The organism is Spirosoma harenae (assembly GCF_054776975.1).
This window is the reverse complement of sequence record NZ_BAAHBD010000011.1, coordinates 20,498-47,213: the sequence shown is the minus strand read 5'-3', so window position 1 is coordinate 47,213 and position 26,716 is coordinate 20,498. Positions and strand designations below refer to the sequence as shown.

General features: G+C 45.6%; 25 protein-coding genes. 13 read left to right on the top strand and 12 right to left on the bottom strand.

What is annotated here, in order from left to right; all coding sequences use genetic code 11:
- Nucleotides 1–139 precede the first annotated feature (139 nt).
- On the top strand, nt 140–2,770 hold the full coding sequence (locus tag ACYVE4_RS16895) for a CHAT domain-containing protein (RefSeq protein ID WP_461041354.1): 2,631 nt from the start codon (nt 140–142) through the stop codon (nt 2,768–2,770).
- Nucleotides 2,771–2,967: 197 nt separating this feature from the next.
- Here ACYVE4_RS16895 and ACYVE4_RS16890 read toward each other — a convergent pair whose 3' ends face one another.
- Nucleotides 2,968–3,186: a hypothetical protein gene (locus ACYVE4_RS16890; protein WP_461041353.1), complete on the bottom strand. Its 219-nt coding sequence runs from the start codon at nt 3,184–3,186 to the stop codon at nt 2,968–2,970.
- Nucleotides 3,187–3,284: 98 nt separating this feature from the next.
- Between ACYVE4_RS16890 and ACYVE4_RS16885 the strand changes: the two genes are divergently transcribed.
- The 7 genes from ACYVE4_RS16885 to ACYVE4_RS16855 all read left to right on the top strand — a co-directional run bounded on the left by ACYVE4_RS16885 (nt 3,285) and on the right by ACYVE4_RS16855 (nt 8,349).
- Entirely contained in the window at nt 3,285–3,575 is a 291-nt protein-coding gene (locus ACYVE4_RS16885; RefSeq protein WP_461041352.1) for a hypothetical protein, read from the top strand.
- A gap of 75 nt (nt 3,576–3,650) precedes the next feature.
- Nucleotides 3,651–3,821, top strand: a complete 171-nt coding sequence (locus tag ACYVE4_RS16880) for a hypothetical protein (protein ID WP_461041351.1) — start codon at nt 3,651–3,653, stop codon at nt 3,819–3,821.
- A gap of 47 nt (nt 3,822–3,868) precedes the next feature.
- Nucleotides 3,869–4,363: a YbjN domain-containing protein gene (locus ACYVE4_RS16875; protein WP_461041350.1), complete on the top strand. Its 495-nt coding sequence runs from the start codon at nt 3,869–3,871 to the stop codon at nt 4,361–4,363.
- 36 nt (nt 4,364–4,399) lie between these two features.
- On the top strand, nt 4,400–4,894 hold the full coding sequence (locus ACYVE4_RS16870) for a hypothetical protein (RefSeq protein WP_461041349.1): 495 nt from the start codon (nt 4,400–4,402) through the stop codon (nt 4,892–4,894).
- Between the two features lie 138 nt (nt 4,895–5,032).
- Nucleotides 5,033–6,343 carry a type IV secretory system conjugative DNA transfer family protein gene (locus ACYVE4_RS16865; RefSeq protein WP_461041348.1) on the top strand — a complete coding sequence of 437 codons (1,311 nt, stop codon included), beginning with the start codon at nt 5,033–5,035 and terminating at the stop codon, nt 6,341–6,343.
- Nucleotides 6,344–6,381: 38 nt separating this feature from the next.
- Complete coding sequence (locus ACYVE4_RS16860; RefSeq protein WP_461041347.1) at nt 6,382–6,714, top strand: hypothetical protein; 333 nt, start codon at nt 6,382–6,384, stop codon at nt 6,712–6,714.
- 99 nt (nt 6,715–6,813) lie between these two features.
- The gene (locus ACYVE4_RS16855; RefSeq protein ID WP_461041346.1) at nt 6,814–8,349 is read left to right on the top strand and encodes a hypothetical protein; all 1,536 of its coding nucleotides are present in this window, start codon (nt 6,814–6,816) and stop codon (nt 8,347–8,349) included.
- Between the two features lie 140 nt (nt 8,350–8,489).
- On the opposite strand, the gene ACYVE4_RS16850 is transcribed toward ACYVE4_RS16855, so the two are convergent.
- Entirely contained in the window at nt 8,490–11,294 is a 2,805-nt protein-coding gene (locus ACYVE4_RS16850) for a bifunctional aconitate hydratase 2/2-methylisocitrate dehydratase (protein WP_461041345.1), read from the bottom strand.
- Between the two features lie 573 nt (nt 11,295–11,867).
- Complete coding sequence (locus tag ACYVE4_RS16845) at nt 11,868–12,410, bottom strand: RNA polymerase sigma factor (protein WP_461041344.1); 543 nt, start codon at nt 12,408–12,410, stop codon at nt 11,868–11,870.
- A gap of 569 nt (nt 12,411–12,979) precedes the next feature.
- Between ACYVE4_RS16845 and ACYVE4_RS16840 the strand changes: the two genes are divergently transcribed.
- Together ACYVE4_RS16840 and ACYVE4_RS16835 are read left to right on the top strand one after the other, a co-directional pair.
- Entirely contained in the window at nt 12,980–14,044 is a 1,065-nt protein-coding gene (locus ACYVE4_RS16840; RefSeq protein WP_461041343.1) for a fasciclin domain-containing protein, read from the top strand.
- Nucleotides 14,045–14,605: 561 nt separating this feature from the next.
- The gene (locus tag ACYVE4_RS16835) at nt 14,606–15,019 is read left to right on the top strand and encodes a hypothetical protein (RefSeq protein ID WP_461041342.1); all 414 of its coding nucleotides are present in this window, start codon (nt 14,606–14,608) and stop codon (nt 15,017–15,019) included.
- Between the two features lie 110 nt (nt 15,020–15,129).
- On the opposite strand, the gene lpdA is transcribed toward ACYVE4_RS16835, so the two are convergent.
- Together lpdA and ACYVE4_RS16825 are read right to left on the bottom strand one after the other, a co-directional pair.
- Entirely contained in the window at nt 15,130–16,530 is a 1,401-nt protein-coding gene (lpdA, locus tag ACYVE4_RS16830; RefSeq protein WP_461041341.1) for a dihydrolipoyl dehydrogenase, read from the bottom strand.
- 108 nt (nt 16,531–16,638) lie between these two features.
- Entirely contained in the window at nt 16,639–18,348 is a 1,710-nt protein-coding gene (locus ACYVE4_RS16825) for a M43 family zinc metalloprotease (protein ID WP_461041340.1), read from the bottom strand.
- Between the two features lie 184 nt (nt 18,349–18,532).
- On the opposite strand from ACYVE4_RS16825, the gene prfB reads away from it, so the two are divergent.
- The 3 genes from prfB (at nt 18,533) to ACYVE4_RS16810 (ending at nt 21,162) form a co-directional block, all read left to right on the top strand.
- Nucleotides 18,533–19,613, top strand: a protein-coding gene (gene prfB / locus ACYVE4_RS16820; protein WP_461041339.1) for a peptide chain release factor 2 whose coding sequence is annotated in 2 segments (ribosomal slippage) — nt 18,533–18,592 and nt 18,594–19,613 — 1,080 coding nt in all. Because the reading frame shifts where the segments join, the coding sequence is not laid out codon by codon here.
- A gap of 89 nt (nt 19,614–19,702) precedes the next feature.
- Entirely contained in the window at nt 19,703–20,386 is a 684-nt protein-coding gene (locus ACYVE4_RS16815) for an SDR family NAD(P)-dependent oxidoreductase (protein WP_461041338.1), read from the top strand.
- A gap of 74 nt (nt 20,387–20,460) precedes the next feature.
- The gene (locus ACYVE4_RS16810) at nt 20,461–21,162 is read left to right on the top strand and encodes an SGNH/GDSL hydrolase family protein (protein WP_461041337.1); all 702 of its coding nucleotides are present in this window, start codon (nt 20,461–20,463) and stop codon (nt 21,160–21,162) included.
- Here ACYVE4_RS16810 and ACYVE4_RS16805 read toward each other — a convergent pair whose 3' ends face one another.
- The 7 genes from ACYVE4_RS16805 to ACYVE4_RS16775 all read right to left on the bottom strand — a co-directional run bounded on the left by ACYVE4_RS16805 (nt 21,163) and on the right by ACYVE4_RS16775 (nt 26,686).
- A complete protein-coding gene (locus tag ACYVE4_RS16805) occupies nt 21,163–21,861 on the bottom strand; it encodes a DUF2306 domain-containing protein (protein WP_461041335.1) in 699 nt (232 codons plus the stop codon). It lies immediately after the preceding gene.
- 134 nt (nt 21,862–21,995) lie between these two features.
- Nucleotides 21,996–22,880, bottom strand: coding sequence for a LytR/AlgR family response regulator transcription factor (locus ACYVE4_RS16800; protein ID WP_461041334.1), 885 nt, complete (start codon nt 22,878–22,880; stop codon nt 21,996–21,998).
- 20 nt (nt 22,881–22,900) lie between these two features.
- Nucleotides 22,901–23,524: a rhomboid family intramembrane serine protease gene (locus tag ACYVE4_RS16795; RefSeq protein ID WP_461041333.1), complete on the bottom strand. Its 624-nt coding sequence runs from the start codon at nt 23,522–23,524 to the stop codon at nt 22,901–22,903.
- Nucleotides 23,525–23,610: 86 nt separating this feature from the next.
- Nucleotides 23,611–24,582 (bottom strand): polyprenyl synthetase family protein, encoded by a 972-nt coding sequence (locus ACYVE4_RS16790; protein WP_461041533.1) that lies wholly within the window; start codon nt 24,580–24,582, stop codon nt 23,611–23,613.
- Nucleotides 24,583–24,648: 66 nt separating this feature from the next.
- On the bottom strand, nt 24,649–25,473 hold the full coding sequence (locus ACYVE4_RS16785) for a hypothetical protein (protein WP_461041332.1): 825 nt from the start codon (nt 25,471–25,473) through the stop codon (nt 24,649–24,651).
- A gap of 67 nt (nt 25,474–25,540) precedes the next feature.
- Entirely contained in the window at nt 25,541–25,975 is a 435-nt protein-coding gene (locus ACYVE4_RS16780; protein WP_461041331.1) for a nucleoside deaminase, read from the bottom strand.
- Nucleotides 25,976–25,996: 21 nt separating this feature from the next.
- Nucleotides 25,997–26,686 carry an NUDIX hydrolase gene (locus ACYVE4_RS16775; RefSeq protein ID WP_461041330.1) on the bottom strand — a complete coding sequence of 230 codons (690 nt, stop codon included), beginning with the start codon at nt 26,684–26,686 and terminating at the stop codon, nt 25,997–25,999.
- Nucleotides 26,687–26,716: the final 30 nt, after the last annotated feature.

Here is a 26,716-nt window from a genome sequence, read left to right as displayed (position 1 = left end):
GCGGTGGCATCCTGACAATCTTAAATTCCGGAATAAATCGAGAGTCTACGAAATTGTTTTATCGAGCGAACCAATTGATTAGGTTATAGTTGAGCACAATTCTGTGCGCTATATTTAGCCCTTCTAATACACCATTCCAATGCGCCACACACTTTGTTTATTGCCTATCTGGCTGCTCATTAGCCTGCTTGCCGTTGCTCAAAAGACACCCAATGATTCCACTAAAAGTAGATCGGCAGTAATTAGCCAACGGGTTAAAAGTTTGTATCAGGCAGGTAAATACCGCGAAGCCTTACCATTCGCTCAGGAAGCCGTTCGTGTTTCGGAGGAGCAATGGGGAAAAGAGAGCTTCAATTATGCCACTAATCTAAATAATCTGGCTTTAATACGCAGTCAACTAGGCGATATAGAAGGAGCCTTGGCTGATCATAAACAAGCACTTGCCATACGTGAAAAGATTCTTCCGAAGGATGATCCTGATTATAATCAAAGCTTAAATAATATTGCTTTACTGTACTTACAACTAGGCAACTTTGAACAAGCCGTCGATTTTGCCCTGGCCGCTTCTTTATTAAGCCGCAACAACCCTAAAATAAACCATGTCGATAAGGCTGTTAGTGTTATCTCACTAGGCGCTGCGCTTACGGGATTAAAGCGGTATGATCAGGCATTGGGTATGTACAAACGGGCCAAAGAAATTATGGAGGAAAAGCATGACACCGTACATTATGTATATGCCAATGCACTGAATAATCTGGCTGATCTGCACGAAACGAATGGCAATTACAACGAGGCCCTTACCCTATTCACACAAGCTACCCGTATCCGCAGAAAGTTGGTGGGGGAGCTACACCCACTTTATATTAACAGCCTGAATAATCTGGGAATGCTATACCGAAGCATGAATCAGAAACAAAAGGCATTTGATACCCTCAGTAAAGCGCATACTATTCGTAAACAAATCCAGGATGTGAATGACCCTAAATATGTAAGTGGCGTACGTAATCTGGCCAATTTAAGTGAAGAGGTCGGAAAAATAGACTATGCCGCTTCGTTACTTCGGGAAACTCAGACTATTTATCAGCAGCAGTTGCTAAACTTTATCAGTTTCACGTCTCAGCAGCAACAAGCCGACTATTTATCGACTATTGAAGGGAATTTTCTTGACGACTACGCTTTCACCCTTAGGCATCATCGCCAGCGACCCGATCTGGCAGGATGGGCTTTTAATGCCGCGCTTTTGCATAAAGGCCTGCTTCTTCAGGCAGGACAAGGTTTCTACCGGGCTTTAGAGCAAAATCCTGACCCTGCCATTCAGAAATTATATAGCGAATTAAAAAGCACAAAAGCCGCATTTGCCGCTCAGTCAAGCGCTCCCGCCGATCAGCAGACTAGTATCGTATCACTAGCCGCCAGATCAGAAGAATTAATTCAGCAATTGGCTAAACAATCAAAACTATTTCGGGATGTTAGTAAAAGTCTGCTAATCCAATGGCCCGACATCCAGCGTACACTCCAGCCCAGAGAGGCCGCTATTGAGTTTATTTCCTTCCGCTATTTTAATGAGAAATGGACGGATAGTACCATCTATGCCGCGTTTGTTGTCCGCCCTAATGATAGGCAACCAAAATTTGTGCAGTTGTTTGAAGAACGACAGCTAACTCAGCTATTGGCCCCCGATTCCAGTCAGAAAATGGCTCTGAGCAAGCAGATCAATGAACAATATCGAGGGCCAATTGGGACTGCCGCAAAAACGACGCAGGATCAACTTACTAAAGGCCAGGCGTTGAGTAAGCTCATCTGGCAACCGCTCGATTCATTGCTCAAGGATGTTGATACGGTCTATTATGCTCCGGCAGGTCTGCTGCATCAGGTAGCTTTTGCGGCCCTGCCCCATCTGCACGAAGCAAATAGTCGGATTTCCGATCGACTCTTTCTGCGCCAAATGGGCAGTACACGCCTGCTGACACAAGTAGGTAAACATTCAACTCGACTCCCCAGAAATTTCACTGCCGAACTATACGGAGCTATTCAGTATGAGATAAATGCACCCGAACTTAACCAACGCCCGAAAGTAAAACAAGCCAGCAAGCCGACTATCAGCCCCCAAAGAATGCAGGGAGAGACGTTCGCTGAATTACAGGGTACTAAGCTCGAATTAGATAGAATAGCACAATTGCTTCGCTGGCCGGGTGTACGATTCTATCGTGGTAAGGCCGCTACAGAAGAGCAGATAAAAACACGTACCGAACGACCTGTTGATGTATTACACATTGCTACGCACGGTTTTGCGACATCTACTACGGAGGACCCCGTCAGCCGTCAGGCGTTTATTCGAGATCCGATTGGAGAAAATCCCTTACTCCGATCGGGGCTAGCGATGGCCGGCGCTAACTACATACGACGCAACGGTAAATCGATAGAGGGTGTGGAAGATGGTATCCTGACGGGTTTTGAAGTTGCTGAACTTGATTTGTCGCATACATCACTGGTCTGTCTGTCAGCCTGCGAGACAGGTCTGGGTAAAATCGAGAATAGCGAAGGGGTTTTTGGTTTACAACGAGCCTTTAAGCTGGCTGGAGCCCGTTACCTACTGGTAAGCCTCTGGAAAGTCGACGATAACGCTACGGCCGAATATATGACTGCCTTTTACAACAGACTGATCCGACTACGCGACGTTCGGAAAGCGTATGAGCAAACACAGGCCGCTTTCCGACAACAATCTCGTAACGATCCATTTAAGTGGTCGGCCTTTGTTTTAGTCGAGTGATTTTGTACGCTACCTGATCGGTCATTCATAAGGATACGTCAATGCACCTTGATTCTGTTACTAACAGGTTCTGGCGATTTTATCCAGACGTCCAAGGTAAAGCGCTAGCTAAAACACCGCCCAGAAACGAATTGTAATTCAGGAAGTTAGTTAGAAACAATCCGGAGAATCGTATTGCTCCCATACTATCGCTCGATTCAGATTCCACGCAGCATGTTTTGGGTGGTTTTTACACCAGCCAGACCAATTGCTGTACGATAATCCTGCGCAGGCTCAGCTAAAATTAGTATATCGTCGGGCTCAAAGGGATTACCAACTCTGTGCGGAAGTATGGCCGTATAGCCCCAAAATGGTAGCATCCATGCAGGCATTTCCTGAAAAGAGAAGCCCAGACTCTTGTCAGCTATTTTGATCAAAAATTTGTCCCGGTTTCATCTCAGCGAGGAGCGTAAAAGGATAGGGTATATGTCAGGCAACTTATAGCAACCGCCTGAACAACCAAAATCGTGCGCTCATGAAATACTCCGCCTATCCTTATTTCTTCGCCAGTTTACTAGCCACGGGATGCACACTCTCACTTTCGGCCTGTGGCAATACAGATCGGATTACTCAGCTCGAACAGACCATTACGGGGCTGGAAAGTAAGAACCAGAATCTCGAATGGGACAAAACCCGAAGCGAGGCAGAAATCAGCTCCCTGAAAAACAAACTTAGCTATGCCGAAAGCGAAACGAGTCGGCTACGGATGGATTTGCAATCCTGCAAAAATCAGGTGAACAGCGCCCGACTTGGCCTGCCATTCTGAGAAATTTTGATACGGCCATCTCAGTGAGCGAACAGGAGATATAGACAAGTAAAAGCACGTTAAAACGAACAGCCCATGGAATTTGATCTACTGTTTGACGAGTATATAACGCTGGCAGCTGCCGCCGAGAAGAAAGCTAAAACCATTAGCTGGGTAGAACCTGAGAACAGAATAGAGACCATCATTGGATGGATTGATGACACCTGGAGCTACACGTACCATCTTATTAACGACCGAATACTCTAGGCTCTCTTTTCAAAAAACTCTTACAAAAATAAACCAACGACCATACCATGACACATCTGATTGCTACTATCGAGCAGGCCTTTACGGACAGAGAGCTTCGGTACGATTTACAGTATCGGGCCGAAGAAGATCGATACATTTTCTTCCTGACGATGGCGACATCAACGGGCCGTTTTTCCATAGTATGCCAGGTTATGGCAAAAGACAATCTGATAATGTGGATAGGTGGAATGCCTGCCAACGTGCCCGAACAAAGACGACAGCAAGTTGCTCTTCATATCAATCAGAAGAACTGGAAATTGAATGTGGGCAATTGGGAAATGGACCCAACCGATGGAGAATTGCGATTCCGGTACGCGTATTTATTCGACCCGGATCTACCCATAACCGAAGAGATCATCATGAATTCGTTGGCCTGTATTTACTCTATAGTGAATGACAATATGAATGCCTGGATGGAGTTGATGTATGGCATTACTCCGGAAGCACCTCCTGCCAATCAATCGGGCTTACAAGCTTCCCTTCCTTTCTGGTGCAATTAAACCTGTTTCAATCTTCATAAACCAAATTCACAAATCATGAAAAGAATGATTCTGATACTGACCGCAGGCATGCTGGTCGCTATTACAGCAAAAGCCCAAAATTCCGATACGGAGAGCGAACAAAAGCTCAAAGCAAAAGTGCAGGAAATGGGGCTTAACTTCTCCGTATCGGATAACGGAAATTTCAAGTTCACATTTGGCCTTGAGAAGGACAGAACGCAGTTGGTTGTTATCCGCAAAAAGCTGATGAGCTATCTGGGGACAGACTATATCCAGGTGTATTCGCCAACGATGCGATACGCAACTAAAGAGCAGATTCCGCGCCAGGCTTTACTGGACATGATGACTAAAAATGGGATGTATAAACTCGGAGGATTTGAGCTGGTAAGCGATGAAACAACAAACGCTTTTTACCTCTCGTATAAACTTCCCCTGACCTCAACAGCGGTCAATTTGTATTCATTGATGAAAGACATTGCTCAAGATGCCGATAAGACTGAGCAAATGTATACGTCGGCTGATGATTACTGATTCACTTCCTGATGTTTACCGCTTTCCGCCTTATTTCCACACCCTAGTTTACCCAATGCCAAAGTTAAAGGCCTCTTCTGAGGCCTTTAATGATACTAGTCATTTTACTAAAGATCTCTGTATAAATCAGTTAAGGATATGCGCATCGCTCCACCCAATCATTTACTTTTAGGTCATAAGCCTGAAAGTAGTTCTGGTCCACATTCCATTAAGACCAGTCCGCCTTCTTATTCATCTCCCGTACCATCGGCACCAATGGGCTCTACTGCGTTAACTGCCGACGGTTCTGGACACCTCCTGACTATTGCGCCTACAGGCAGCGGCAAAGGTCGCTCTGTAATAATTCCCAATTTACTACACTACGAAGGGCCGACTATTACTCTCGATATTAAAGGGGAAGCCGTGCAAATAGCTCGTAAACGTCGATTGGAAATGGGCCACGAAGTGGTCATCCTCGATCCCTTTTGCCTGGTCGACTTACCTCGGGCGGGGTTCAATCCATTCGACGTTTTCAACCTACCGAATGCCGATGCTCAGACAGACTGCCAGATGATGGCCAACATACTAGCTGGCAAACGTTTTTCTACCGATCCTTACTGGGATATCCAGGCTACGAATCTGCTGGCTGGTTCTATTCTTTGTCAGGTGTTGTTTGGCAAGGACGAGGAGAAAAATCTCAATGCCGTCCGCGAAATGATCTGTGGCGATATCGCCTATAATCTTGCTGTCAAGATGGATTCAATAGGCAAGAAGATGCCCGCTACTCTTTATCAGTCCATTTCCAGCTATTTAAACATTCCAGGCGACAAAACCCGCCCTTGTGTAGACTCTACGGCGGTGTCTTATCTTACGTCTACGCTGTCGGCTCCGGTAGCAGCCATGCTAGCGCAAAGCACGTTTTCACTAGCCGACGTTTCGGCGGGCAAGCCGATCGACATATTCATCGTTTTTCCTCCCGACAAGCTCAAATCGCACATGAATTTGTTGGTGTTGATTGTTGCCACTCTCCTCAAAGCGATTACCAGTCGGCAGGTTATTCCTACGAATAAAACCCTGTTCCTGCTTGACGAAACCGCAGCACTTGGTCATTTTGAATACCTTGAAACGATGATGAGTCTGGCCCGTGGTTACGGAGCTATCATTCATACATTCTGGCAGGATCTATCCCAAATCAAGCGATTTTATGGTGATGGGTATCTGACCATTCTGAATAATTGTGCCGTCTGGCAACTATTTGGTATTCAGCACCATACCATAGCACGCGAAGTAGCTGATATAACAGGCATCAGCCTTTATGAACTCCGGCAGCTCAAATCGAACGAGCAGATTCTCATCATTAACGGGGTTGAATACAAGCGCGCCCGAAAACTGGATTACCTGCACGATGCTCAGTTTGCCAACCAGTTTGACGAAAATCCGTTTTTCCGGCTTCAGCCTTTGATGGCCTGATTGTACCATTTACGACAATCTTTTTATAGACTATACCCATGAATCCTGCAAAATCCTGGCTCGATAAAGTAGCTAAAGGACAATCAGTAATTGCCAAAACACGACCAGCTTCGTCACACGAAGAGCAGCTGATCCGTAACCGAAACCATCTGTGCTTTACCTTACGAGGAAGAGATTCTACAGGTCGGGATGCTGTCTATGTGGTCTTGATCGACGAAGCGCGAAAATCCGCTTTCCTGAAACACCAGGTTGGCGATACATACAATCTGGAAGAATACGGGAAAATCATTTATAGTGCTTATGGTACTACCATTCCACCCGACGTTTGTCAGATGCTAGCCGAAACGTATGGGTTCGAGAATCTTGGCTAACCGGGCTACCCAGCCTGCAAATGATACGAACTCAAAAAGTTCTCCCCGCAATCAATAATTTTTTACTAAAGCCCCACTGTTCAGCCTCAAGATTATATCATGTTGAAAAAATCATTCTTTCTGGCAATCCTATCGCTCTGGATGCATACCAGTTTTGGACAGGTAACGCCGGTTCAGCTCTCGTTTCACAGCGCCAATCAGTTGATTATCCGTAATACCGATGCTACCTTCTCCTATCACGTGCTGGTTTATAAGAAAGACCGGGTTGTGCATGAGGTGCTCTTATTGCCTTCTTCGGCGCAGGTTTTTAGTTATCCATTTAAACGAAAACGTCGAGTCAGGCAATTTTCAGTAGTCACTCGCTATGACGAACAAGCGCGGGATGCTGATATAAGTCGGTACCGATCCTTAATGGATGACCGGATCAGGCAGGCGAATACCATTGAAGCAACTTGCCTCAATGAGGAGCGACAACGACAGGGCTGGTTGTTGGTTACGGAAGGTGTACTGTTAGGAGAAAGCCGCTGGCTGGGAGCCTTATATACGATTCTTCGAAGTCCGTCACTGGACGAAGTGGGCCTGACTCGAGAGATCGAATTGCTGGTAGATGAACTGGAATCATCTACACTATCTACGGGTAGACGCACCTGGCTGCAGGGATTGGTCAATTATTTCAAAAGGTTGCTCCAGGCTAAAGTAGCCCCCTATGCAGCCTGTCCTGACTTACAGAATCGCAAACTGAATTTGCTGATGCAGGCGCAGACGTTTCGGGAAGGTTTCGCGCAGTTCAATCAGAAATTTACGGCTGAACAAGGAAATTCGTCAACAGAATCTGTCTGGTCTAAAGCCCAAAACCGGCAAGTGTTTACACCATCCTTCACCGGGTTTGGTATCGAAGCAAGTGTGTTAGCGATTCAGCCAGCTGTGGTTGCTAAGGATCAGGACAATCAACCAATCAACGTAGCGTCTCTCCGCACGGGTTCGCATTTCAATGGCAGTGTGCTGATACCGCTGAGTCGTCCATTCAGAGGTTTTCTATGGCATATGCCCGCCCGAATCAGTGCAGTAGGTTCCTTTGGCCAGTTTCAGTGTTCATTTCAGCCGACTGCAGGGCACTATCTGGGTCTTCAAAAGTCGGATGGCTCAATACCACTGGCTGTCGATAACAGCGGCCAGATTGATATCCGGACAAATTCTGGGGCAATAGGTTTTCGGTATAGCTTTATGCCGGCTGATCGGATGTGGCTGAGTTGGGAATTTGGCGGAATCTGGTTCAACAACACGAAGCTGACCATACAGAGCAGCTCTCCGGTTCAGGTTGTTAATAATCGGGTTGTCAGCGTATTGCCATCCGATAGTCGGAGCGATACGCCGTCTTCCAGCACGCAGCTAACGCCCTACGGGAAAATCCAGTTTAGTGTTGCCCTTTTTCCTCTCGCGAATCGAACTACTTACCCCAACCGGAAGAAAGTCGTTGCTGGATTTTCATATGGGTTAAGCGGTGCAACAGGCCTACCAATAAATGGTACGTTAACTCAGATAACCACGGGGAAAAATAATCAGGTCAGTCAATTAATCCCGCTGACAATCAGTAGCCTATCTTCCGTGAGTCTCGGTCTGTATGCTTATCTGTAATCCGAGAAAGTTAACAGTAATTGCCCTCCTTCCCTGCAAACGGACCGCTCTACTTTAGAACAGTCCCGTTTGCAGGGAAGGAGGGCAATTACTGACTCAAAACGTTTTTTATTTAGATCCTACTTCACGGGCTGAGAAACCTAAAAAGAAATCAGATCCGTGCTTGACGGACTCGTCGTCATTTTTTTAATAGGCGGTGAAAACTGAGTTAACTTAATTCCTTTAACCGCAGCTTTATATTCGTCAATGGTAGGCGTTCTGCCCAGAATGGCTGAAAGAACAACTACTGGGGTAGATGCCAATAAAGACTCTCCTTTCTTGCGGTCTGAATCTTTCACTACGCGTCCCTGAAATAAACGAGTAGAGGTAGCCATTACGGTATCGCCTTTCGCTGCCTTCTCCTGGTTACCCATACACAGATTACAACCGGGCCGCTCCAGATACAGGATGTTCTCATAGTCTGTGCGAGCGACAGTTTTAGGAGCCGCGTCATCGAATTCAAACCCAGAATACTTTTGCAACACATCCCAATCGCCTTCTTCTTTGAGTTCAGCGATGATATTATAGGTAGGGGCTGCCACAACTAAAGGAGCCTGGAATTCAACTTTCCCATATTGCTCTTCCAGGTTTTTCAGCATCTTGGAAACAATCTTGATATCGCCTTTGTGTACCATACAGGAGCCAACAAAACCAAGATCAACGTGCTTCTCACCATCATAATACGTAAGATCGCGAATGGTATCGTGCGTATACCGTTTTGAGGCATCCACGTTATTTACGTCAGGATCGGCAATCATCGGCTCATCAATAGCATCCAGATCGACTACAAATTCCGCGTAATAGGTAGCGTTTTCGTCAGGCGCTAATGGCGGTTTGTCGCCCGATCTGATTTCCTCAATTCGTTGATTGGCTTTATCGATAAGGCCTTGCAGAACCTGCTTTTCATTATCCATGCCCTTTTCGATCATGATCTTGATTCGGCCTTTCGCGATCTCTAATGATTCGATGAGGGTATCAGGCTGGGAAATACAGATAGATGCTTTGGCTTTCATTTCTGCCGTCCAGTCGGTGAAGGTGAAAGCCTGATCAGAAAGCAACGTACCGATATGCACTTCGATCACTCTGCCCTGGAATACGTTTTCCCCGTTAAATGCCTTCAGCATCTGCAATTGGGTGGCATGAACTACATCCCGGAAATCCAGGTGATCATTCATTTTTCCCTTGAACGTCACTTTTACCGATTCAGGAATGGGCATAGACGCTTCACCGGTGGCCAAGGCAAGCGCAACCGTACCGGAATCAGCACCAAACGCAACGCCTTTCGACATCCGGGTATGTGAGTCGCCACCGATAATGATCGCCCAATCGTCTACTGTGATATCATTCAACACCTTATGAATAACATCGGTCATCGAATGATAGACGCCCTTCGGGTCCCGAGCTGTGATGAGACCGAAGTCGTTCATAAAATTCATCAGCCTGGGAATGTTCTGCTGCGACTTACTGTCCCAAACCGATGCAGTGTGACAACCCGATTGATAACCGGCATCCACGATGGGAGAAATTACCGTTGCCGCCATTGACTCCAATTCCTGGGCAGTCATCAGCCCGGTTGTATCCTGCGAACCAACAATATTCACCTTTACACGAACATAAGAGCCAGCGTGTAACGTAGCGCCGGAGGTTCCAACTGCATTTCTATTGAAGATTTTTTCTACGGCAGTCAGACCTTGTCCCGGATTCGAAATTTCTTTGGATGGAGCAAAAACGGTTGGCGGAGTAATGCCCAGGAGCTTAGCGGCAAAGGTTTGCAGTTTTTTGCCAAATTCGATGGAGTACGACCCGCCAGCCTTCATGAATTCGATCTTCTGGGGAGTGAACGCCGAGGCCACATCCATTACCTCCTGCCCATCTTTATATAGCTTCTTGGTCTTTGTATTAACGGTAAGCACAGTACCTGTATCAACAGAATAAGTTTGTTCTAAAACGGGCTGACCGTCGGCATCGACCACCAACTTACCGGCCTCATCGAACTTTTTTACCCAGTTTTTAAGGTCTAAGCCAATTCCTCCCGTTACGCCGACGGTTGTTAGAAATATGGGAGAAATACCGTTTGTACCGGCCACTACCGGAGCAATGTTAACGAACGGTACGAAAGGACTGGCTTGTTTACCAATCCATAGCGCCACATTGTTTACGCCAGACATACGCGAAGAACCAACGCCCATGGTGCCTTTTTCGGCAACCAGCACCACCCGTTTGTCTGGATGTTGTTCTTTAAGTTCCTTCAGTGCTTGTTGTTGTGCTTTATTGTGCTCAAACATACACTGGCCATGAAGCTCACGGTCAGACCGGGAGTGGGCATCACTTCCCGGAGAAAGCAAGTCAGTAGATATATCGCCGATCCCTGCTACGAACGTTACTAATTCAATTTCTTCAGGAATATCAGGTAACTTGGTATAGAACTCTGCCTTAGCATAACTTTCAAGAATTTCTCTGGCGATCGGGTTACCACTTCTGTATGCTTCCGCCAATCGATCGGTATCCGCTTCGTAGAGAAAAACCTGCGTTTTCAGTACATCTGCCGCACTTTTCGCAATCGTCTCATCTTTGCCCAAGGCTAAATCCAGCAAAACCTCAATAGAAGGCCCTCCTTTCATGTGAGATAACTGATCAAAAGCAAAGGCGGGCGGAATTTCTTTTACAATAGACTCACCAAGAATAATTTCCTTCAAAAACTTCGCCTTTACGCGAGCCGCATTAGTGGTTCCCGGTAATACATTATAAATAAAGAAATTAAGTGACTCATCCCGGTGCTCATGGTTTGCGTGTTTGATCTGTTCGATGACCTCGTACATCAATTCAGCCCCATCAATCGGCAACGGATGAAGCCCCTGAGCTTCTCTATCTATAATCTGCTTTTGATACTCGTTATATGTGCTCATGAATGAACCTTTATTTCCAGAAGGTTTGATAAATTTCCAAAACTACAAACCTAAGCAATTTATCTAAAAAAGTGGTAAAGAGCCGGTCGTGTCAATCGTCGGGGTTTCTCGATGTAATGAGTTAATCGAGTCGTTAAGAATGCGTTGGGGGCTATAAAACATACGACTTAGGCGGGTATCTGCCAACGTAAAGCATACCCTGATAATCAACATTGATCGCAACTATTCGGCAACTGGTCAGCTTCCGACGGCTCAGGGGGTGATTTTTTTGGCGGTCGAAACAAATGATTCCTGTATTGGTACTAACCCACAAAAGTCCTGGCGAAGCTTCAATAGGTGTATTAATATGCGCTACGCCGGGCAATAAGAACCGACGAGAGGATTGCGAATACTAATCGAAGCGCACAGCGTATACCCATCCAGATAAATCCATACCGGTCCTGCGTGAAACTCCTAATATTCCTGATGAGTAATCCTTCGGCTACTGCTAAATGCTTAAAGGGTATATTATCTGCCCAAAAAATGAGGAGCACTCCCTCTAAATTTGCTGTTTATTAAGTCGGCAATGATTTTCTACAACGTTGAATATAAGGCCTGAACTTTTTCCCGGCTTCGCTTTAGCCGCATCTTAACCGCACTTGGCTGCAAACCATACCGTTGCCCAATTTCTTCGATACTTAGTTCGTCTTCGTATTTTAATCGGAGGAAAGTTCGCTCCTGAACAGACAGCCTGTCGATAGCCTGCTGTATACGTTGAAAAGTTTCTTCCTGTATATACGAGTCTGCAGACTCGTATACGCTTTGTTCTATCTCGATGCTTAATTCGACTGTTGCTAGTCGTTTAGCTATTCTTAACTGATCTGCGCAGTAGTTAAATACAATAGAATATAGCCAAGTTGAAAAGCGGGATTTTCCCTGATAATAGGCTAGTTTATCAAACGCTTTCAGGAATATATCGTGCGTGAAATCCTGAGCCAGATCGCGATTTTTGGTGATGAAAAGGCATCTGTTATAAACTTTTTTTACATAACGATTATAGATGATTTTGAAACATAGATCCGGTTTCTCTGGCAGATAATGATGGATCATTTCTTCGTCGCTCAGGGAGGTTGTCATTCGTTATCTTCGGGTTTCGTGATAGGGAGATTCCCTATCTACGAACCGCCCAATAGGCTGGATTTGCCTCATCAGCGCAAAATTGGATAAATCTATTAAATGGTATATCTGATTGATAGATTCACTTACAGAGTAGAAATTCACTAAATAATGTCTGATTCTACGGATAGTGGGTTTTTTCAGCCAATGAATCCTTTCGAAGATATTTATCCTATAGCCTATTTTGTACTATTCATAGTCAAAATGATTTGAGTCAGCTACTCTTAGTAAGGCGTTTATTAAACTATAACAGCTATTTGGTAAACTTATTTTTGATTGATACTATATAAAGAACCTTATATAGTATACTAATATCGACTTTGTAGTGCGTTTAGTCGAATTTCTTATTTAGAAAAAATCTATTGTTGTTATAAAAATGTAGCTCTATTCACTCCAGTGCGCCGTTTTGTATTATTCCACAAACATTAACCTAACTAATACGTTCTTTCTAAGAATGTCTTATCTGTTTCTGGTAATAGGTGACATATTAGATGTTTAGGTTTTATCAGTTTATTTAATTTACTCAACGTATGAACCATCTAGCTTATTCGTACCTTCGACAAGGTATGATTCTACTGCTTCTTGCAGTTGTCCCATTCTTCTTTAGTTGCACAAATAACACGCCGGAACCAGATGGAAGCGGTACAACTCCTCCAGGTTCAGGAACAGTAACAAACCCCGGTACAGGAACAACAACAACACCAGGCACTGGAACAACAACGAACCCTGGTACGGTCGTCGCAGCCGTTCAATTCATTGGGCAGAAAGATAACCTTAACTTGCTCGAAGCTGCCATTAATCGTGCAGGGCTCGCCAGTGAGTTTAATAAAAGCCAGAATACAATTTTTGGTCCATCAGATGATGCCTTTAAAGCGGCTGGGTATGCCAACGAAGCGGCTATTACAGCAGCACCCGTAGCTGATCTGCAACGGATTTTGCGCTACCATATCGTCAATTCAAAGATTGACCAGTCGGCTATCCCGACAGCAGTGAACACAGATTATCAGACTAGTCTAGCTAATACGCAGATTTCGGTTTATAAAACTAGTATGACCGATATCAGTGTCAATCAGGCGAAAATTATTCAGGGCGATTTGGCCGTTACGGATGGTGTGGTTCATGTCATCAATCAGGTTTTGATGCCACCAACAGTCAATATCGTAGCACTTGCGAAAAGCAACACTAATTTATCACTCCTGTCGGCTGCTATTGATCGGGCTGGATCGAGCGTGCAGGATGTGTTGAATGCCAATACGGCGAACGGATATACACTTTTTGCCCCAACCAATGATGCCTTTAAAGCAGCCGGCTATGCCGATGAAGCAGCCATCAAAGCTGCAGACCAGAAAAAGATAGCGGATATACTTCTTTATCACGTTCTGAAATATCGTGCCTATGCGCAGACATTCCAGAATGGGGCAGATATCGTTACGGCTCAGGGTACCAGCATCCGAACGAACGTAAGCAACGGTAAGGTGACAATCCTGGGTAAAGGCAATGGTACAAATGCTGCCAATGTTGTTCAAACCGACCAATCAGCTTCAAATGGTGTAATACACGTTATTGATCGGGTACTGTTGAGCCAAAGCCAGTAGTGTAGGTATTGATAAACTGAACTGGTAAGTTTAAATGACTTACTAATTCGTACTTCTTGTCAGCCCTCCAGAGATAGTAGAAAACTATGTCTGGAGGGCTGACAAGTTTAATTTCGGTGTCATTCAAAAAGGGTAATTTGATCCGCTCTCGTACTTACCTGTTCTGAACTAGAACTAATTATATATCACTAGTTCATTTCTTATCAACCCATTTTTAGTATTCACTTAAGTCAATAGTGTGTATTTTTATAGAATGTGCTCGTTTTTAAGGCCTTAGGCGATATACATTTAATGAGCTACTCCTTATATTAACTTAGTCAGTTAATGTCAATAAACTGTGAATTTGTGTATTAGGCCCTATCCGGTTTACTTTTCAGGCAAGCTGAGAGGTAATTTTAGACTGGTTTAACTGGCCTATTTCCGTGAATAATGCCCAAAAAATTACCAAAGTTTGATGACGTAGCTGTGCCACTCCTGCGGATATTCATTATTCTATACTTTATCGCTGTCGTTTATTTTCTGATATGGCTTGTTGAACATGCATTTTAAGTTCATTGGACCATGAATGATATACAAAATCTAATAGAATCGTATTTCAATGCTCGTGCTGCTATTCTGAGAACTTTCGCTGATAATCAACTCACTACGAGCGACCTAAGAGATGAGTTAGCGCTATCAAATGAGGCAATAAATCGACGACGCCGTAATGCAGACAACTGGCGCGCCAGCGAGCTCACGCTACTGGCTCGGCTATTTCGGCTTGACCTGAATCCTAAACAGCAATTACAAACTGTAACCCAGCGACTACAGCGGCTGGAGGAGCCAGATCAAAAAAAGCTTATCAAAGGCGCCCTCATTTCGCAAAGCAGATTGAAAACGCTTTACAAAGATTACGATCTCTGGCACTACTCCGAACTGGTTCAATTAAGTATATCGTTGCGTCGAATGCTGCAGAATAGCCAAGTCGTTAATTAAATCACCAACCTAAAAAACTCCTATCTCCCCTGAATCGGACTTTGTCTAAAAGCTGGCAAAGTCCGATTCAGGGGAGATAGGGGTTTAAATAATACCTCTGCTCCAGTCAACTATAAGTGAATAGCCTCACCGTAAGCGGCTTCGGTGGCATCTTTAATCGCTTCCGACATGGTTGGGTGCGGGTGAACGGCTTTCAGGATTTCTTCGCCCGTTGTTTCCAGTTTACGTGCCGCTACGACTTCGGCGATCATTTCGGTTACATTGTTGCCAATGAAGTGTGCGCCTAAGAATTCGCCGTATTTGGCATCAAAAATCACTTTTACAAATCCTTCCGGAGTTCCAGCCGCTTTCGCTTTACCAGATGCCGAGAAGGGGAATTTACCAACTTTCAGCTCATAACCAGCTTCCCGAGCGGCTTTTTCCGTATAACCCACAGAGGCAATTTCGGGTGTGCAGTACGTACAGCCAGGAATGTTGTTGTAATTCAATGGTTCAACGTGTGGTAGGTTCGCAATTTTCTCGACGCAAATGATCGCTTCGGCAGATGCTACGTGTGCCAGAGCCTGCCCTTTCGTACAATCGCCGATAGCGTAATAACCCGCTACGTTGGTGCGGTAGTAATCGTCCGTTACGATTTTACCCCGATCAACCGAAATGCCCGTTTCTTCAAGACCAATGTTTTCAATGTTAGCAACTACACCAGCAGCTGATAGAACAACATCAACGTCAAAGGTTTTTTCCCCATCGGGCGTTTTTACGAACACCTTACAGCCTTTGCCACTCGTATCGACTTTCGTAACTTCCGATTTGGTGTAAATATCAATACCGATTTTCTTGTATTGTTTCGCCAACTCCTTCGAGATATCCTCATCTTCAACGGGCACTACATTCGGCAGGAATTCAACGATTGTTACCTTGGTACCCATGCTGGCGTAGACGTAGGCAAACTCAACACCAATAGCGCCCGAACCAATCACCAGCATTGAATCCGGCCGTTTTTCCAGCGACATTGCTTTCCGGTATTCAATCACTTTTGTACCATCAATCGGGACGCTTGGTAATTGACGAGCCCGTCCGCCGGTTGCAATAATGATATGTTTGGCTTCGTATTCGGTTACCTTACCATCGGCACCCGTTACATCAACTTTTTTGCCGGGTTTTACCTTCCCGTTTCCAGAAATAACATCGATTTTGTTTTTTCTCATCAGGAACTGCACGCCCTTGCTCATGCTATCAGCGACACCCCGGCTCCGCTTGATGACAGCGCCAAAATCAGGCTTCGATTCCCCTGAAACCGTGATGCCATAGTCTGCAGAGTGTTTAATATATTCAAAAACCTGCGCCGATTTCAGCAGGGCTTTGGTGGGTATACAACCCCAGTTCAAACAGATACCACCCAGGCTTTCGCGCTCAATGACGGCGGTTTTCAATCCCAACTGCGACGCACGAATGGCGGCTACATAGCCGCCAGGTCCGCTACCCACAACGATTACATCGTACTGTGAAGCCATTATCTATGAATGAATTAGTAGAGAATAAATAAGGTAAACCCTCTTAGCAAGAGAACGCAAAGGTAGGTCGAAAAGTTGATTTCGGAGTCAATTGGCCAATACAGACCACTAGTTACCATTAAGACGAAGCTGACCGCCAGTCGTATACTGTAATTTACCGAGTAGGTTCAGCGACAAGGCCTGTTTCTGTCCACTACTAATAGAAACGGTGTGCGGTGACTGAATAGAGACGATATCAGTGGCGCCCGGTACGCACGAACAAGACCAGGTTGCGGGCGCTGTCCAACTTCCAGAAGCAATCGACGTAATGCTACGAGACTGAATGACAACACTATAATCTTCTGCCTGGCCAGCTCCATGAGTGACTTCTCCAGCCAAAGCGCATGCGGTAGTCAGTCCTCCCTCTGGACTATCAGCTACAATACGCAGACGCAGGGGCGTATTCAACTCAACGGCTGAAGTGGGAATAGTTACCGTTACAGTCGTATTACGCGCATAAGTGGTTAGAAGTGTTTCATTGCTATCATTAAAATCGCCATCGGCATTATAATCCAGGTAGGCTTGAAGGTAATGGAAATTGTTAAACGTACCCTGAATGGATAGTGTGTAGGATTGCCCGGCGGTAAGGGTAGTCCGTTGATTACAAGTGCGATCAATGTAAAACGCACCATCGGCTTTGGATGAATTCGAATAAACATCTAGTGTATTCAATGTTACACGTCCTACTCCATAATACGGCGATAGCCCATTTGCCGACGAGACCGAGCAAACAGTCACTGGGCTATTTGCCGGAGCCGATAAACCGCCCGACGAGATCAAACCTGGCCGGAAAGCCAGCAAAGCGGCTAGCATTCGATCTTTCTGCCCTTGCGTGAACATCCACTGGCAATTCGTATAGCTCATGTAATTGTTCAGAACAGTATAATTCAAACTAGCGTCTGCTAGTTGAAAAGGTGCTCCAGTACAGGTATTTAGTGTTGTGCTACAGGGCACATTCAGGACTGGCTCCGTATCACAAACCCGGTCGCCGGTAGTCGTACAGGAGGTGGATGGAGGGCAGGTCGTTTCATTGCCATTATCATAATCGTGGAACGTGTGCTGCAGATTGAAAACGTGTCCCATTTCGTGAACAATGGTTTTGTTGCTACCCGATACCGTATTGGCGCACATCGTAATGCCATCTACAAGCGCCGAATTGAATTCTGGCAACCAGGCGAAACCGCCCGCGTTCGCACTACCATTAATTTTATTCACGATCCAGATATTGACATAGTCTGTATTCGGCCAGCGACTAAGGTTTTTTACCGCTGTTTCATCGGCACTACCCACATAGTTATTAACAGCAATTCCGCCTGATGTATAAGTAGGTATACTGCTCCCATTAACGCGATTAATACCAGTTGTTATCCCGCACTGGGGAGAGCGAATAGCTAACTGAAATTGAATACCAATATCGACACCGCCGTAAGACGCTCCATTCTTACGAAAAGCCGCATTTAATAGAGCAACCATCGCCTGAATCGACGCATCCGACGGGTTATTCGTTGTGCCAATGGCTTCGCCGTTATGGATAACATGCACAACAATGGGTAGCGTATAAACAACATCCTGAGCAGCGCGAGCCGACTTTTGTCTGACAAGTTGCTCCTGAAAAAGAGCATCCGCCTGGCGAAGTTGTAGGGATAATTCTGGATTTAGCTGGCGATTTTTTTGCTGCTGAAGTAAGCCAAATCCGCAAATGGGAGCTTGGGTAGAATCGGGTTGGGCTATAGCCTCTGACGTAGTTAACGCCAAAAGAATCAGGAGAATAGGTTTCATAGCGTGAGGAAGGGTTCGGATAAGAAAGCTACCAATAAAGCGTGCAAATTCCTACGCAAATAGCCCGAAACCTCAGCCCTCCTTCTTTTGTTCTATCTTTGTAGTTGTAATGACGAATTGACGAATACGATTCACTCATTCGTTCATTCACACTTTCACTCATTTAAAATAGTACGACAAGTTCATGACAACTGATCAGTTGGCCGACTTGAGAGCCAGAGTAGAGGCTCTGAGGGGGTATCTTTGACTACGATTCGAAAAAAGAACAACTAGCTGAACTCGAACAGCAGACTTTCCAGCCTGAGTTCTGGACCAATGCCGACCGCGCCGAGGGCGTGATGAAGCAGGTTCGGGCGTTGAAAGGTTGGATTACTGGTTACGAAAAACTAAACGGACAGTTTGGTGATTTGGAAACCTTATTTGAATTCTACGAAGCCGGTGAGGTAACCGAAGAAGAGGTAGATGAGGAAGGCAAAAAAGTATCTGAAACGCTCGACGAACTTGAGCTTAAAAAGATGCTTGGTAATGAGGAAGATCAACTCAGTGCCGTTCTCGAAATAAACGCTGGTGCGGGTGGTACTGAAAGTCAGGACTGGGCCGATATGCTTTATCGCATGTACATGCGCTGGGCCGAAAAACATGGATACAGTCTGAAACAGGTTGATTATCAGGAGGGCGATACCGCTGGTATAAAATCAGCCACCATTGAAGTAGACGGTCCACTGGCGTACGGTTTTCTAAAATCCGAAAACGGTGTCCACCGACTAGTTCGCATTTCCCCGTTCGACTCCAATGCCCGGCGGCATACGTCATTTGCGTCCGTTTTCGCCTATCCGCTGGTAGATGATACGATCCAAATTGATGTAAATCCAGCGGATATTGATTGGGATACGTTCCGTTCGGGGGGCGCGGGTGGCCAGAATGTAAACAAAGTAGAAACCGCCGTTCGGTTACGTCACCGACCTTCCGGATTGATTATTGAATGTCAGCAGGAGCGAAGCCAGCTGCAGAACAAGGAAGTGGCAATGCGGCTTCTGAAATCAAAATTGTACGAGATCGAAGTGCAGAAGCGCAATGCTGCTCGTGCTGAAGTGGAAGCCGGTAAGCAGAAAATCGAGTGGGGGTCGCAAATTCGTTCGTATGTGCTGGATGATCGTCGCGTGAAAGATCATCGTACGGGTTACCAAACTTCTAATACGGATGCTGTGCTCGACGGGGATCTTGATCCGTTTATTAAGGCGTTTTTGCTGGAACAGGAAGTCTGAACCGGGATTCGTCAGATTTAATTGATTTTCTGGATTTTGATGTAGCATTGGGTTTCTGGACTTGATGCTACATTGTTTTGCTGTCAACTATGAAAACTGTATTGATTACTGGCGCATCGGGCGGACTTGGTCAGGATGTAGTGGCTTATTTGCACGAACAAGGCTATTCTATTCTGGCAACAGTCGGGTCAAGCCGCCACCAGAACGCGTTCGACCATCTACCCAATGTACAGACGAGCGTTGTGAATGTAGTAGATGAAGCCAGCGTTGCGAACTTTCTGGATGATCATAAAGCCACTTCGATTCAGGCGGCTATTCTGTTGGTAGGTGGTTTTGCGATGGGTAATCTTCAGGAAACTGGCGGCGCACTGATTCAGAAGATGTTCGACATCAATTTTCTATCGGCTTTTAACCTCGCCAAACCGCTTATGGCTCGATTCGAGCAGCAGGAAGGAGGACAGTTTATTCTGATCGGGTCTCGGCCAGCCCTTAATGCGATTGAAGGAAAGAATGTAGTTGCCTATGCGTTAAGCAAAACATTAGTGTTCGAACTGGCAAATCTGATCAATGCAGAAGGAAAATCGAAGCAAATTACCGCTACGGTAATTGTTCCTAGTACAATCGACACGCCAACCAATCGCGAAGCCATGCCTGATGCTGATGCAAGTCGTTGGGTTCCTCCCCAAAATCTGGCCGAAGTAATTGGTTTTTTGCTGAATGACACTGGACGAATGATGCGCGAAACGGTCATTAAACTGTATAATCAGGCCTAAATTCGCCAAAAAGTAATCTGATTGGCATGTTCGTACGTAGGTTAAAAACGACTGATTATTTATCGGATACGACCATGACAAAATTACTGTTTATCCTCGCTCCGTTCCTGCTGGCTTGCGTACAGCCTACTTCAGAATCTGATCTTATGATTCCATCAACTGGCCCCCTGGCCAATTATTCATTTCTGTCGTTAGGCGACTCGTATACGATTGGGGAAAGCGTTTCGGAAAGTGATCGCTGGAGTGTACAATTAGCCGGACAACTGCGGAAAGATGGCGTGGACATTGGTAACCCGGATATTATTGCTCGTACGGGATGGACAACGGCTGAATTGCAGGATGCGATAAAAGCCAGTGGTAATCAGAAAACATACAATCTGGTTTCGCTACTGATAGGAGTAAATAATCAATATCGTGGTCAAACCCAGGAGCGATACCGGACGGAGTTGAAGGAATTGCTTCAAACATCCATCAAGTTTGCTGGTGGAAAAACTGCGCACGTACTGGTATTGTCCATTCCTGACTGGGGCGCTTCACCCTTCGCTACTGGTCAAAATAAAACCCGGATTGCGCAGGAAATCGACCTGTTCAATGCGATCGCTAAGGAAGAATGCGAAAAAGCCGGTATTGCGTTCGTCGATATTACGCCCCTAACTCGATCAGCGGCTGGTGATAATTCTCAATTTGCCTCGGACGGCCTTCATTATTCAGGTAAGCAAATGGCCCAATGGGCAGCCAAAGCTCTACCAGTAGCTAAAGAATTGTTGAAAAAATAATTAAGCCATAACGGGCTCTTTCGGCGTGCTGAATTTCTGTTTGTAATACCGTACTGTTCGCCCGATCAGCATTCCCCCAACAATGCTGGGAGCGATCCAGCCAATTGTACCGGCCCAGGAAGGGGCATCGGCTGGCATCATTCGTCCCATATTGACAACTAATGCTGCGGTGAACGTTGCAATGTAAGAACCGCCCATCCGGGTGAAATGCTGAAAAAACCAGTGCATTTTCTCCGTAGGCTTACCAAATCGACGAATATCCTGCATGGCAAAAACGCCAGTGATTATCCCAAAAAAAGTGAACAGAATTGGGAAGAACGCGTCGCCCGGTTGCCCCATCAAATAAAGGCCAAAACTCACCATCCCGACACTGGTTGCCAGCGTAATAAAGGACAGGACTTGATCGCCAAGCACAGGACCGGTTTTTTTCTGTTTGGTGGCTCGCCAGCCTGTCATACTTAGGTAAAAGCTAAATACGGCAATACCTGTCAGGAACAACCGCATCATTTTAAAGGGTTGTAAACCACAAAGCAGCAATGCCGTAATAGCAACAGTAATCATGCAGTATACATAAACCAGCCCGGCGCGATTGTGTAGGCGGCTACCTTTTTTCGAAGACATTGGAATCAGGCCAACCAATAAGGCAATGGAACCTGTGGCAATATGTAGAATGAGAAGCGAGCTAATAAGCGTTTTCATGACCGTTTGTGATTGTCGTTGGATGAGACAAACCTACAATACGGTATCAGCCGACTGCAACTAAAAGGGGCAAATAGCAGGTTTAGGGACGTTTGACAAGCCTTTAGGCTCTTTGGGAAAGGAGGTGGGACGTTTTACAAAGCTTTCAGTTCAGCCACAAGCGTTTCGTTATACTGGCGCGCGACGGGTATCTGAAATTGGCCGTCTGATAAATGCAATTTATAGCCTTGTGCATTTCCGGTCACCCGTTCAATCTGATTCAGATTCACCACATATGACCGATGGCATCGAACAATGTAAGGCCGGGAAATCTGTTTTTCCAGACGTCCCAAACTGCTGCGTAATAACGGTTTGGTTAGTCGGCCATTTTTACGGTGAACAATGGTACAATAATTATCACTCGACTCAATGAACAGTAATTCCTCAGTCAGTAGGGTTATCGTATCTTTATCATTATCAGCGACAAGTGTAATAGTTTCATCGACTTGAGCGATGAGTGTATTTTGCTCTGGCAAACCAGGAGTTTCGTGGATTGGAACAGGCAGATCGGCAGCTGCACGACTGTATTTTTTGAGTTGCCGAATGTAGTTGAGCATTACTAACGCCACAACCGGAAACAGACCAACCAGAAAGGTACCCAGAATCATATGCCCCCAACCCATAATGTGCGTATCGCTGATTCCCAATAGCCATTCCAGATAGAATCGATTAGCGATTGCAATGATTAGTATGTGCCATAACATGAATAAAATTTCACGCCCAACCGTCCATCGTGATTCGGTAAAGAATCGGGGAAATACCTGTTGCCAGATGATGAAATTAGTGGCTGTAATCAGAAAGGTTACCAGGCCAAATCCAGCTATTTTGAGCGTTTTATAGGGTGTATCCCAAAGATTAAGACTAAACGGCTGAAACGTTAATAAAAATAAAGCGACAAATATCCCAATCAACAGGGCTTTCTGTAAAACCTGGCGTAGTGATTTGTCGGAAGGATACGGTTGATTCAGGAGTCTAAACATAATCGTTGCTCCATAGTGCGTTAAAACAGACGCCAGCTGGCAATCTGCTCAAAAAAGCTGGGTAATACAGGCGGATAGACCAGAATCATAAATACAATGCCAAACAGTGCTCCATAAATGTGTGCATCATGGTTGATACCACTTGTACCACGCCGGGATTCATAATAGGAGTAAGCCAGATAAAGCGGCCCAAAGATGAAACCTGGGATACCGATTGGGATGAAAAACAAATACAGAGGAGTTAAAGGTCGGAATAAGATTGCTGCGAAAATAATAGCCGCAACGCCCCCGGAAGCACCTAATGAGTTGTAATTAACATCATTGCGGTGCTTCAGAAACGTTGGAATATCAGAAACAACGACAGCAACCAGATAAAACCCAATTAGATAAATAGGGCTACTCAGACCAAACAAAGCACCAAAAACTTGCTCAATAAAGCCGCCAAATGCGTACAAACTGATCATGTTGAAAATCAGGTGGCCCCAGTCTGCATGGAGGAATCCTGAAGTAACGAATCGATAATATTGACCTCGTCTTGCCACCTGATATGGATTCATAACCCATCGGTCCATCAGACTGTAATTATTCCAGGCAGCCATACTGATAAGGACTGTAACGACGATAATAATGACGGTAGTGCTCATGAGTTTATATAGGATGTATGCTATAGGATGTGTAATGTATTGCGTCTGGACGATTATACATTATACATCCTATAGCATACATCTTTTTAACTTTCTCGCTCGACTAATTGACGGGCGAATTGAATCAATACATTCTTTCTGGCTGGATCGGCGTTGATCTGATCGAAATTAGCGAAACCGCGTTCAAAGTATTCGTTGATACGATTTTCGGTGTGTTGACGAATGTCCAACTGGTCATAAATGGCCGTCACAGCTTTCACTTTTTCACTTTTGTTGAAGGTAGTACGGTTCAGCCAATCCAGCAGTTCGGTTCTGACTGAGCCCTGTGCCCGTAGAAGAGCTTCAATTAGTAAGAACGTTTTTTTATTAGCAATAATATCACCACCCACCTGTTTGCCGAATTTAGCCGGATCGCCGTACACATCCAGAAGGTCATCTTTTAGTTGAAACCCTACGCCTATATTCATGCCACCTTCGTAAAGATGGCGGGTTGTTTCCGCATCTGCACCTGCAATCAAACCACCTAATTCAAGTGCATATCCCAACAAAACGGACGTTTTCAGGCGGATCATGTCAATGTATTCGGACTCAGTTACGTCCCAGCGCTCCTCAAAATTCATATCCATTTGCTGGCCTTCGCACACTTCCGCGGCTGTTCGGCTAAACCGCTCCAGAACAGGTTTTAGTTTATCCGCTTCTACGTTTAATAGTAACTGATACGCATTCACCAGCATCACATCGCCCGACAGGATGGCAATGTTTCCGTTCCATTTTTCATGCACAGTCTGATGACCACGGCGCAAAGGAGCCTGATCCATAATGTCGTCGTGCATGAGCGTGAAATTGTGGAAAACCTCAACGCCCAGAGCAGGTCGAACCGCTTTTCGCCAATCGTCGGTGAAGAGGTAGGTAGACATGAGGGTTAGCAATGGGCGCATTCGCTTTCCCCCCAGATTCATTATATACCGAATGGGCTCGTAAAGTTCAGGTGGCCGCTCCCCATACTGTATCTGCTGAAGTTCATTCTGAAGGGCATCGACAAAAAGAGCAGGGCTTATTTCGTTAGAAAGCACGTTGGGTTTTGCAAGGTGAACGCCAAAAATAAGGTAAAACACCTCAAAACCCTAACGACCGATCATTCGCCGGTAGATACGCTGCCCCGGCGTAATGATGACGAAAACCAGACGCCCCATTATAACAAAATAGCCATCGTTTTTTCCGGTATTGCCACGTTGCTTGCCCGGCTCATTCAAGCGCGTTCCCAGTTCCGCACGCCGATCTGCCAAAGCCGACCCCAACGGACTCATCCCCGTCCGATCTGTATAAACCGAACTGACATCATCCAGATAATCACTCAAAACGTGGGTATAAGTGCCTTCTACATGCAGCTGAAACCGCTCCGAAGCCATAAGCGGCAATCCTAATCCGTACCGAATAATCCCAGCTAATCGATTGTAGCCAATACCTTCCGTTTGTAAGGGAGCTAAACTGACCGATTGACCTTCATACAGGGCTTTAGGAGTCATATAGGTTAGACCAGCACCTGCCAGTGCATAAGGGATAGTAGCTTGGTAGGGATGGTCAATAGGCCAAAAATCGAATTGAATTCCCGCCCAAATATCTGGATTCAGACTCCTAAAGGATAGATTATTATAATAATTGCGCGTGTATTTCTGGTGCGCGTAAATGTAGTATAACTGAGTTTCTAATCGGTAGGAAAGGCGTTCGGTCGAGCGGTAGGGTATAGCCATTTTTGCCGCAGCACCTAATTGAAGATGAGCAAAATTACCGAACGAAGATAAATCTCCCGTGGCGTGTGTAGTGGCTAAACCAGCATGGAGAAGCCAGGTTCCCGGTTTCTCCTGCCAGATTCGAGAGCGTTGCGCGAATACAGATTCGGTACTAAAAAGTCTGTGTATTAACAGTAAAGCAATCCAAAGAAATTTCACAAAGCCAGGTTATCGGTGTAGTGGCTATGTGACGAAAAGTTTCGGTAAAGGTAACTAGATGGATGGCCTATAACTCGCCAATGTCTTCGTTCCAGAGGGTAGGCTTTTCCGCAATAAATTGATTCATCATGTCAACGCACTCGGGTAAATCGAGATCAATGACCTCAACACCGTGCTGTTCCATAAATTCCCTCGCTCCGGGAAATGTCCGCGATTCACCAACGATTACCTTCGGAATTTTAAACTGGACAATAGTGCCCGCACACATATAGCAGGGCATCAGCGTCGAATAAATGACTGTATTTTTGAAGGAACCCACCCGTCCGGCGTTGTTCAAACAGTCCATTTCTCCATGGAGAATGGGGTTGTTTTCCTGTACGCGCTTATTGTGGCCCGAAGCCACTAATTCACCATTTTTTGTGAGGGCCGATCCGATCGGAATACCGCCTTCACTTAAACTCTTCCGGGCCTGACGAATGGCCTCCTGCATAAATTCATCCATAGAGTGTTAGGTTTGAATCAACTACAACAATTTCATCGTATCGTAATCGCCAACGTGTTTCAGGTAAAGGAAATTGAGAAGAATACCGTTGACGTTGGTAATGAGTTTGTGCGCTTGTGGGATTGTGGCTACAACGCTGGTAATACGTTCATGCTCAGATGCGCTGCCCATATTTTTGAGGTGAAAAGCCATAATTTCGTCGCGCGGCAGTTCTTTTTCTACGTAGAAAAAGTGCATGCCTTCGTCGCTGGTGCCGGTGCTGGGAAACCAGACGCGTGGATTTAATTTCGTCAATTCACTAGCCGTTACGGTAAGCCCAACTTCTTCGCCAATTTCGCGGGCTGCTACGTCATCAGCGGCATCGCTGGAATCGACCATGCCAGCGGGGTGTTCGTAAATTTGCGAGCCGTCGGCAATGCGCCGTTGCTTGACCAGCACCACAAATTTCTCCTTTGTGTCTTTGTCGATCAGGCAGACCAGCATCGAAGCGGCATGTCCTTTTAGAAATAAAGCGGGCGGAATTTTGTCACCTTCGGGTGTATCGGCATCCACTTCGAGCATGGCAAATAGCACCTCGCCATTGTGCCGACGACGGATGTAGAAGTCGTTAACCTTATTAATAATCAGGCCATTTGCTTCTGCCTGCCCTTTCCAGTAGCGAAACTTATGAGCATTCTCAAGCGCTTCCGGTTCAACTTTTTTTTCGCTCATTTCAGGTGTATTCGCTGATCGATGACCAGC

Bases quoted from the DNA above. Each gene is read 5' to 3' on its own strand.
- ACYVE4_RS16895 (WP_461041354.1), top strand. From the start codon at position 140: ATGCGCCACACACTTTGTTTATTGCCTATCTGGCTGCTCATTAGCCTG.
- ACYVE4_RS16885 (WP_461041352.1), top strand. From the start codon at position 3,285: ATGAAATACTCCGCCTATCCTTATTTCTTCGCCAGTTTACTAGCCACG.
- ACYVE4_RS16880 (WP_461041351.1), top strand. From the start codon at position 3,651: ATGGAATTTGATCTACTGTTTGACGAGTATATAACGCTGGCAGCTGCC.
- ACYVE4_RS16875 (WP_461041350.1), top strand. From the start codon at position 3,869: ATGACACATCTGATTGCTACTATCGAGCAGGCCTTTACGGACAGAGAG.
- ACYVE4_RS16870 (WP_461041349.1), top strand. From the start codon at position 4,400: ATGAAAAGAATGATTCTGATACTGACCGCAGGCATGCTGGTCGCTATT.
- ACYVE4_RS16865 (WP_461041348.1), top strand. From the start codon at position 5,033: ATGCGCATCGCTCCACCCAATCATTTACTTTTAGGTCATAAGCCTGAA.
- ACYVE4_RS16860 (WP_461041347.1), top strand. From the start codon at position 6,382: ATGAATCCTGCAAAATCCTGGCTCGATAAAGTAGCTAAAGGACAATCA.
- ACYVE4_RS16855 (WP_461041346.1), top strand. From the start codon at position 6,814: ATGTTGAAAAAATCATTCTTTCTGGCAATCCTATCGCTCTGGATGCAT.
- ACYVE4_RS16850 (WP_461041345.1), bottom strand. From the start codon at position 11,294: ATGAGCACATATAACGAGTATCAAAAGCAGATTATAGATAGAGAAGCT.
- ACYVE4_RS16845 (WP_461041344.1), bottom strand. From the start codon at position 12,410: ATGACAACCTCCCTGAGCGACGAAGAAATGATCCATCATTATCTGCCA.
- ACYVE4_RS16840 (WP_461041343.1), top strand. From the start codon at position 12,980: ATGAACCATCTAGCTTATTCGTACCTTCGACAAGGTATGATTCTACTG.
- ACYVE4_RS16835 (WP_461041342.1), top strand. From the start codon at position 14,606: ATGAATGATATACAAAATCTAATAGAATCGTATTTCAATGCTCGTGCT.
- lpdA (WP_461041341.1), bottom strand. From the start codon at position 16,530: ATGGCTTCACAGTACGATGTAATCGTTGTGGGTAGCGGACCTGGCGGC.
- ACYVE4_RS16825 (WP_461041340.1), bottom strand. From the start codon at position 18,348: ATGAAACCTATTCTCCTGATTCTTTTGGCGTTAACTACGTCAGAGGCT.
- ACYVE4_RS16815 (WP_461041338.1), top strand. From the start codon at position 19,703: ATGAAAACTGTATTGATTACTGGCGCATCGGGCGGACTTGGTCAGGAT.
- ACYVE4_RS16810 (WP_461041337.1), top strand. From the start codon at position 20,461: ATGACAAAATTACTGTTTATCCTCGCTCCGTTCCTGCTGGCTTGCGTA.
- ACYVE4_RS16805 (WP_461041335.1), bottom strand. From the start codon at position 21,861: ATGAAAACGCTTATTAGCTCGCTTCTCATTCTACATATTGCCACAGGT.
- ACYVE4_RS16800 (WP_461041334.1), bottom strand. From the start codon at position 22,880: ATGTTTAGACTCCTGAATCAACCGTATCCTTCCGACAAATCACTACGC.
- ACYVE4_RS16795 (WP_461041333.1), bottom strand. From the start codon at position 23,524: ATGAGCACTACCGTCATTATTATCGTCGTTACAGTCCTTATCAGTATG.
- ACYVE4_RS16780 (WP_461041331.1), bottom strand. From the start codon at position 25,975: ATGGATGAATTTATGCAGGAGGCCATTCGTCAGGCCCGGAAGAGTTTA.
- ACYVE4_RS16775 (WP_461041330.1), bottom strand. From the start codon at position 26,686: ATGAGCGAAAAAAAAGTTGAACCGGAAGCGCTTGAGAATGCTCATAAG.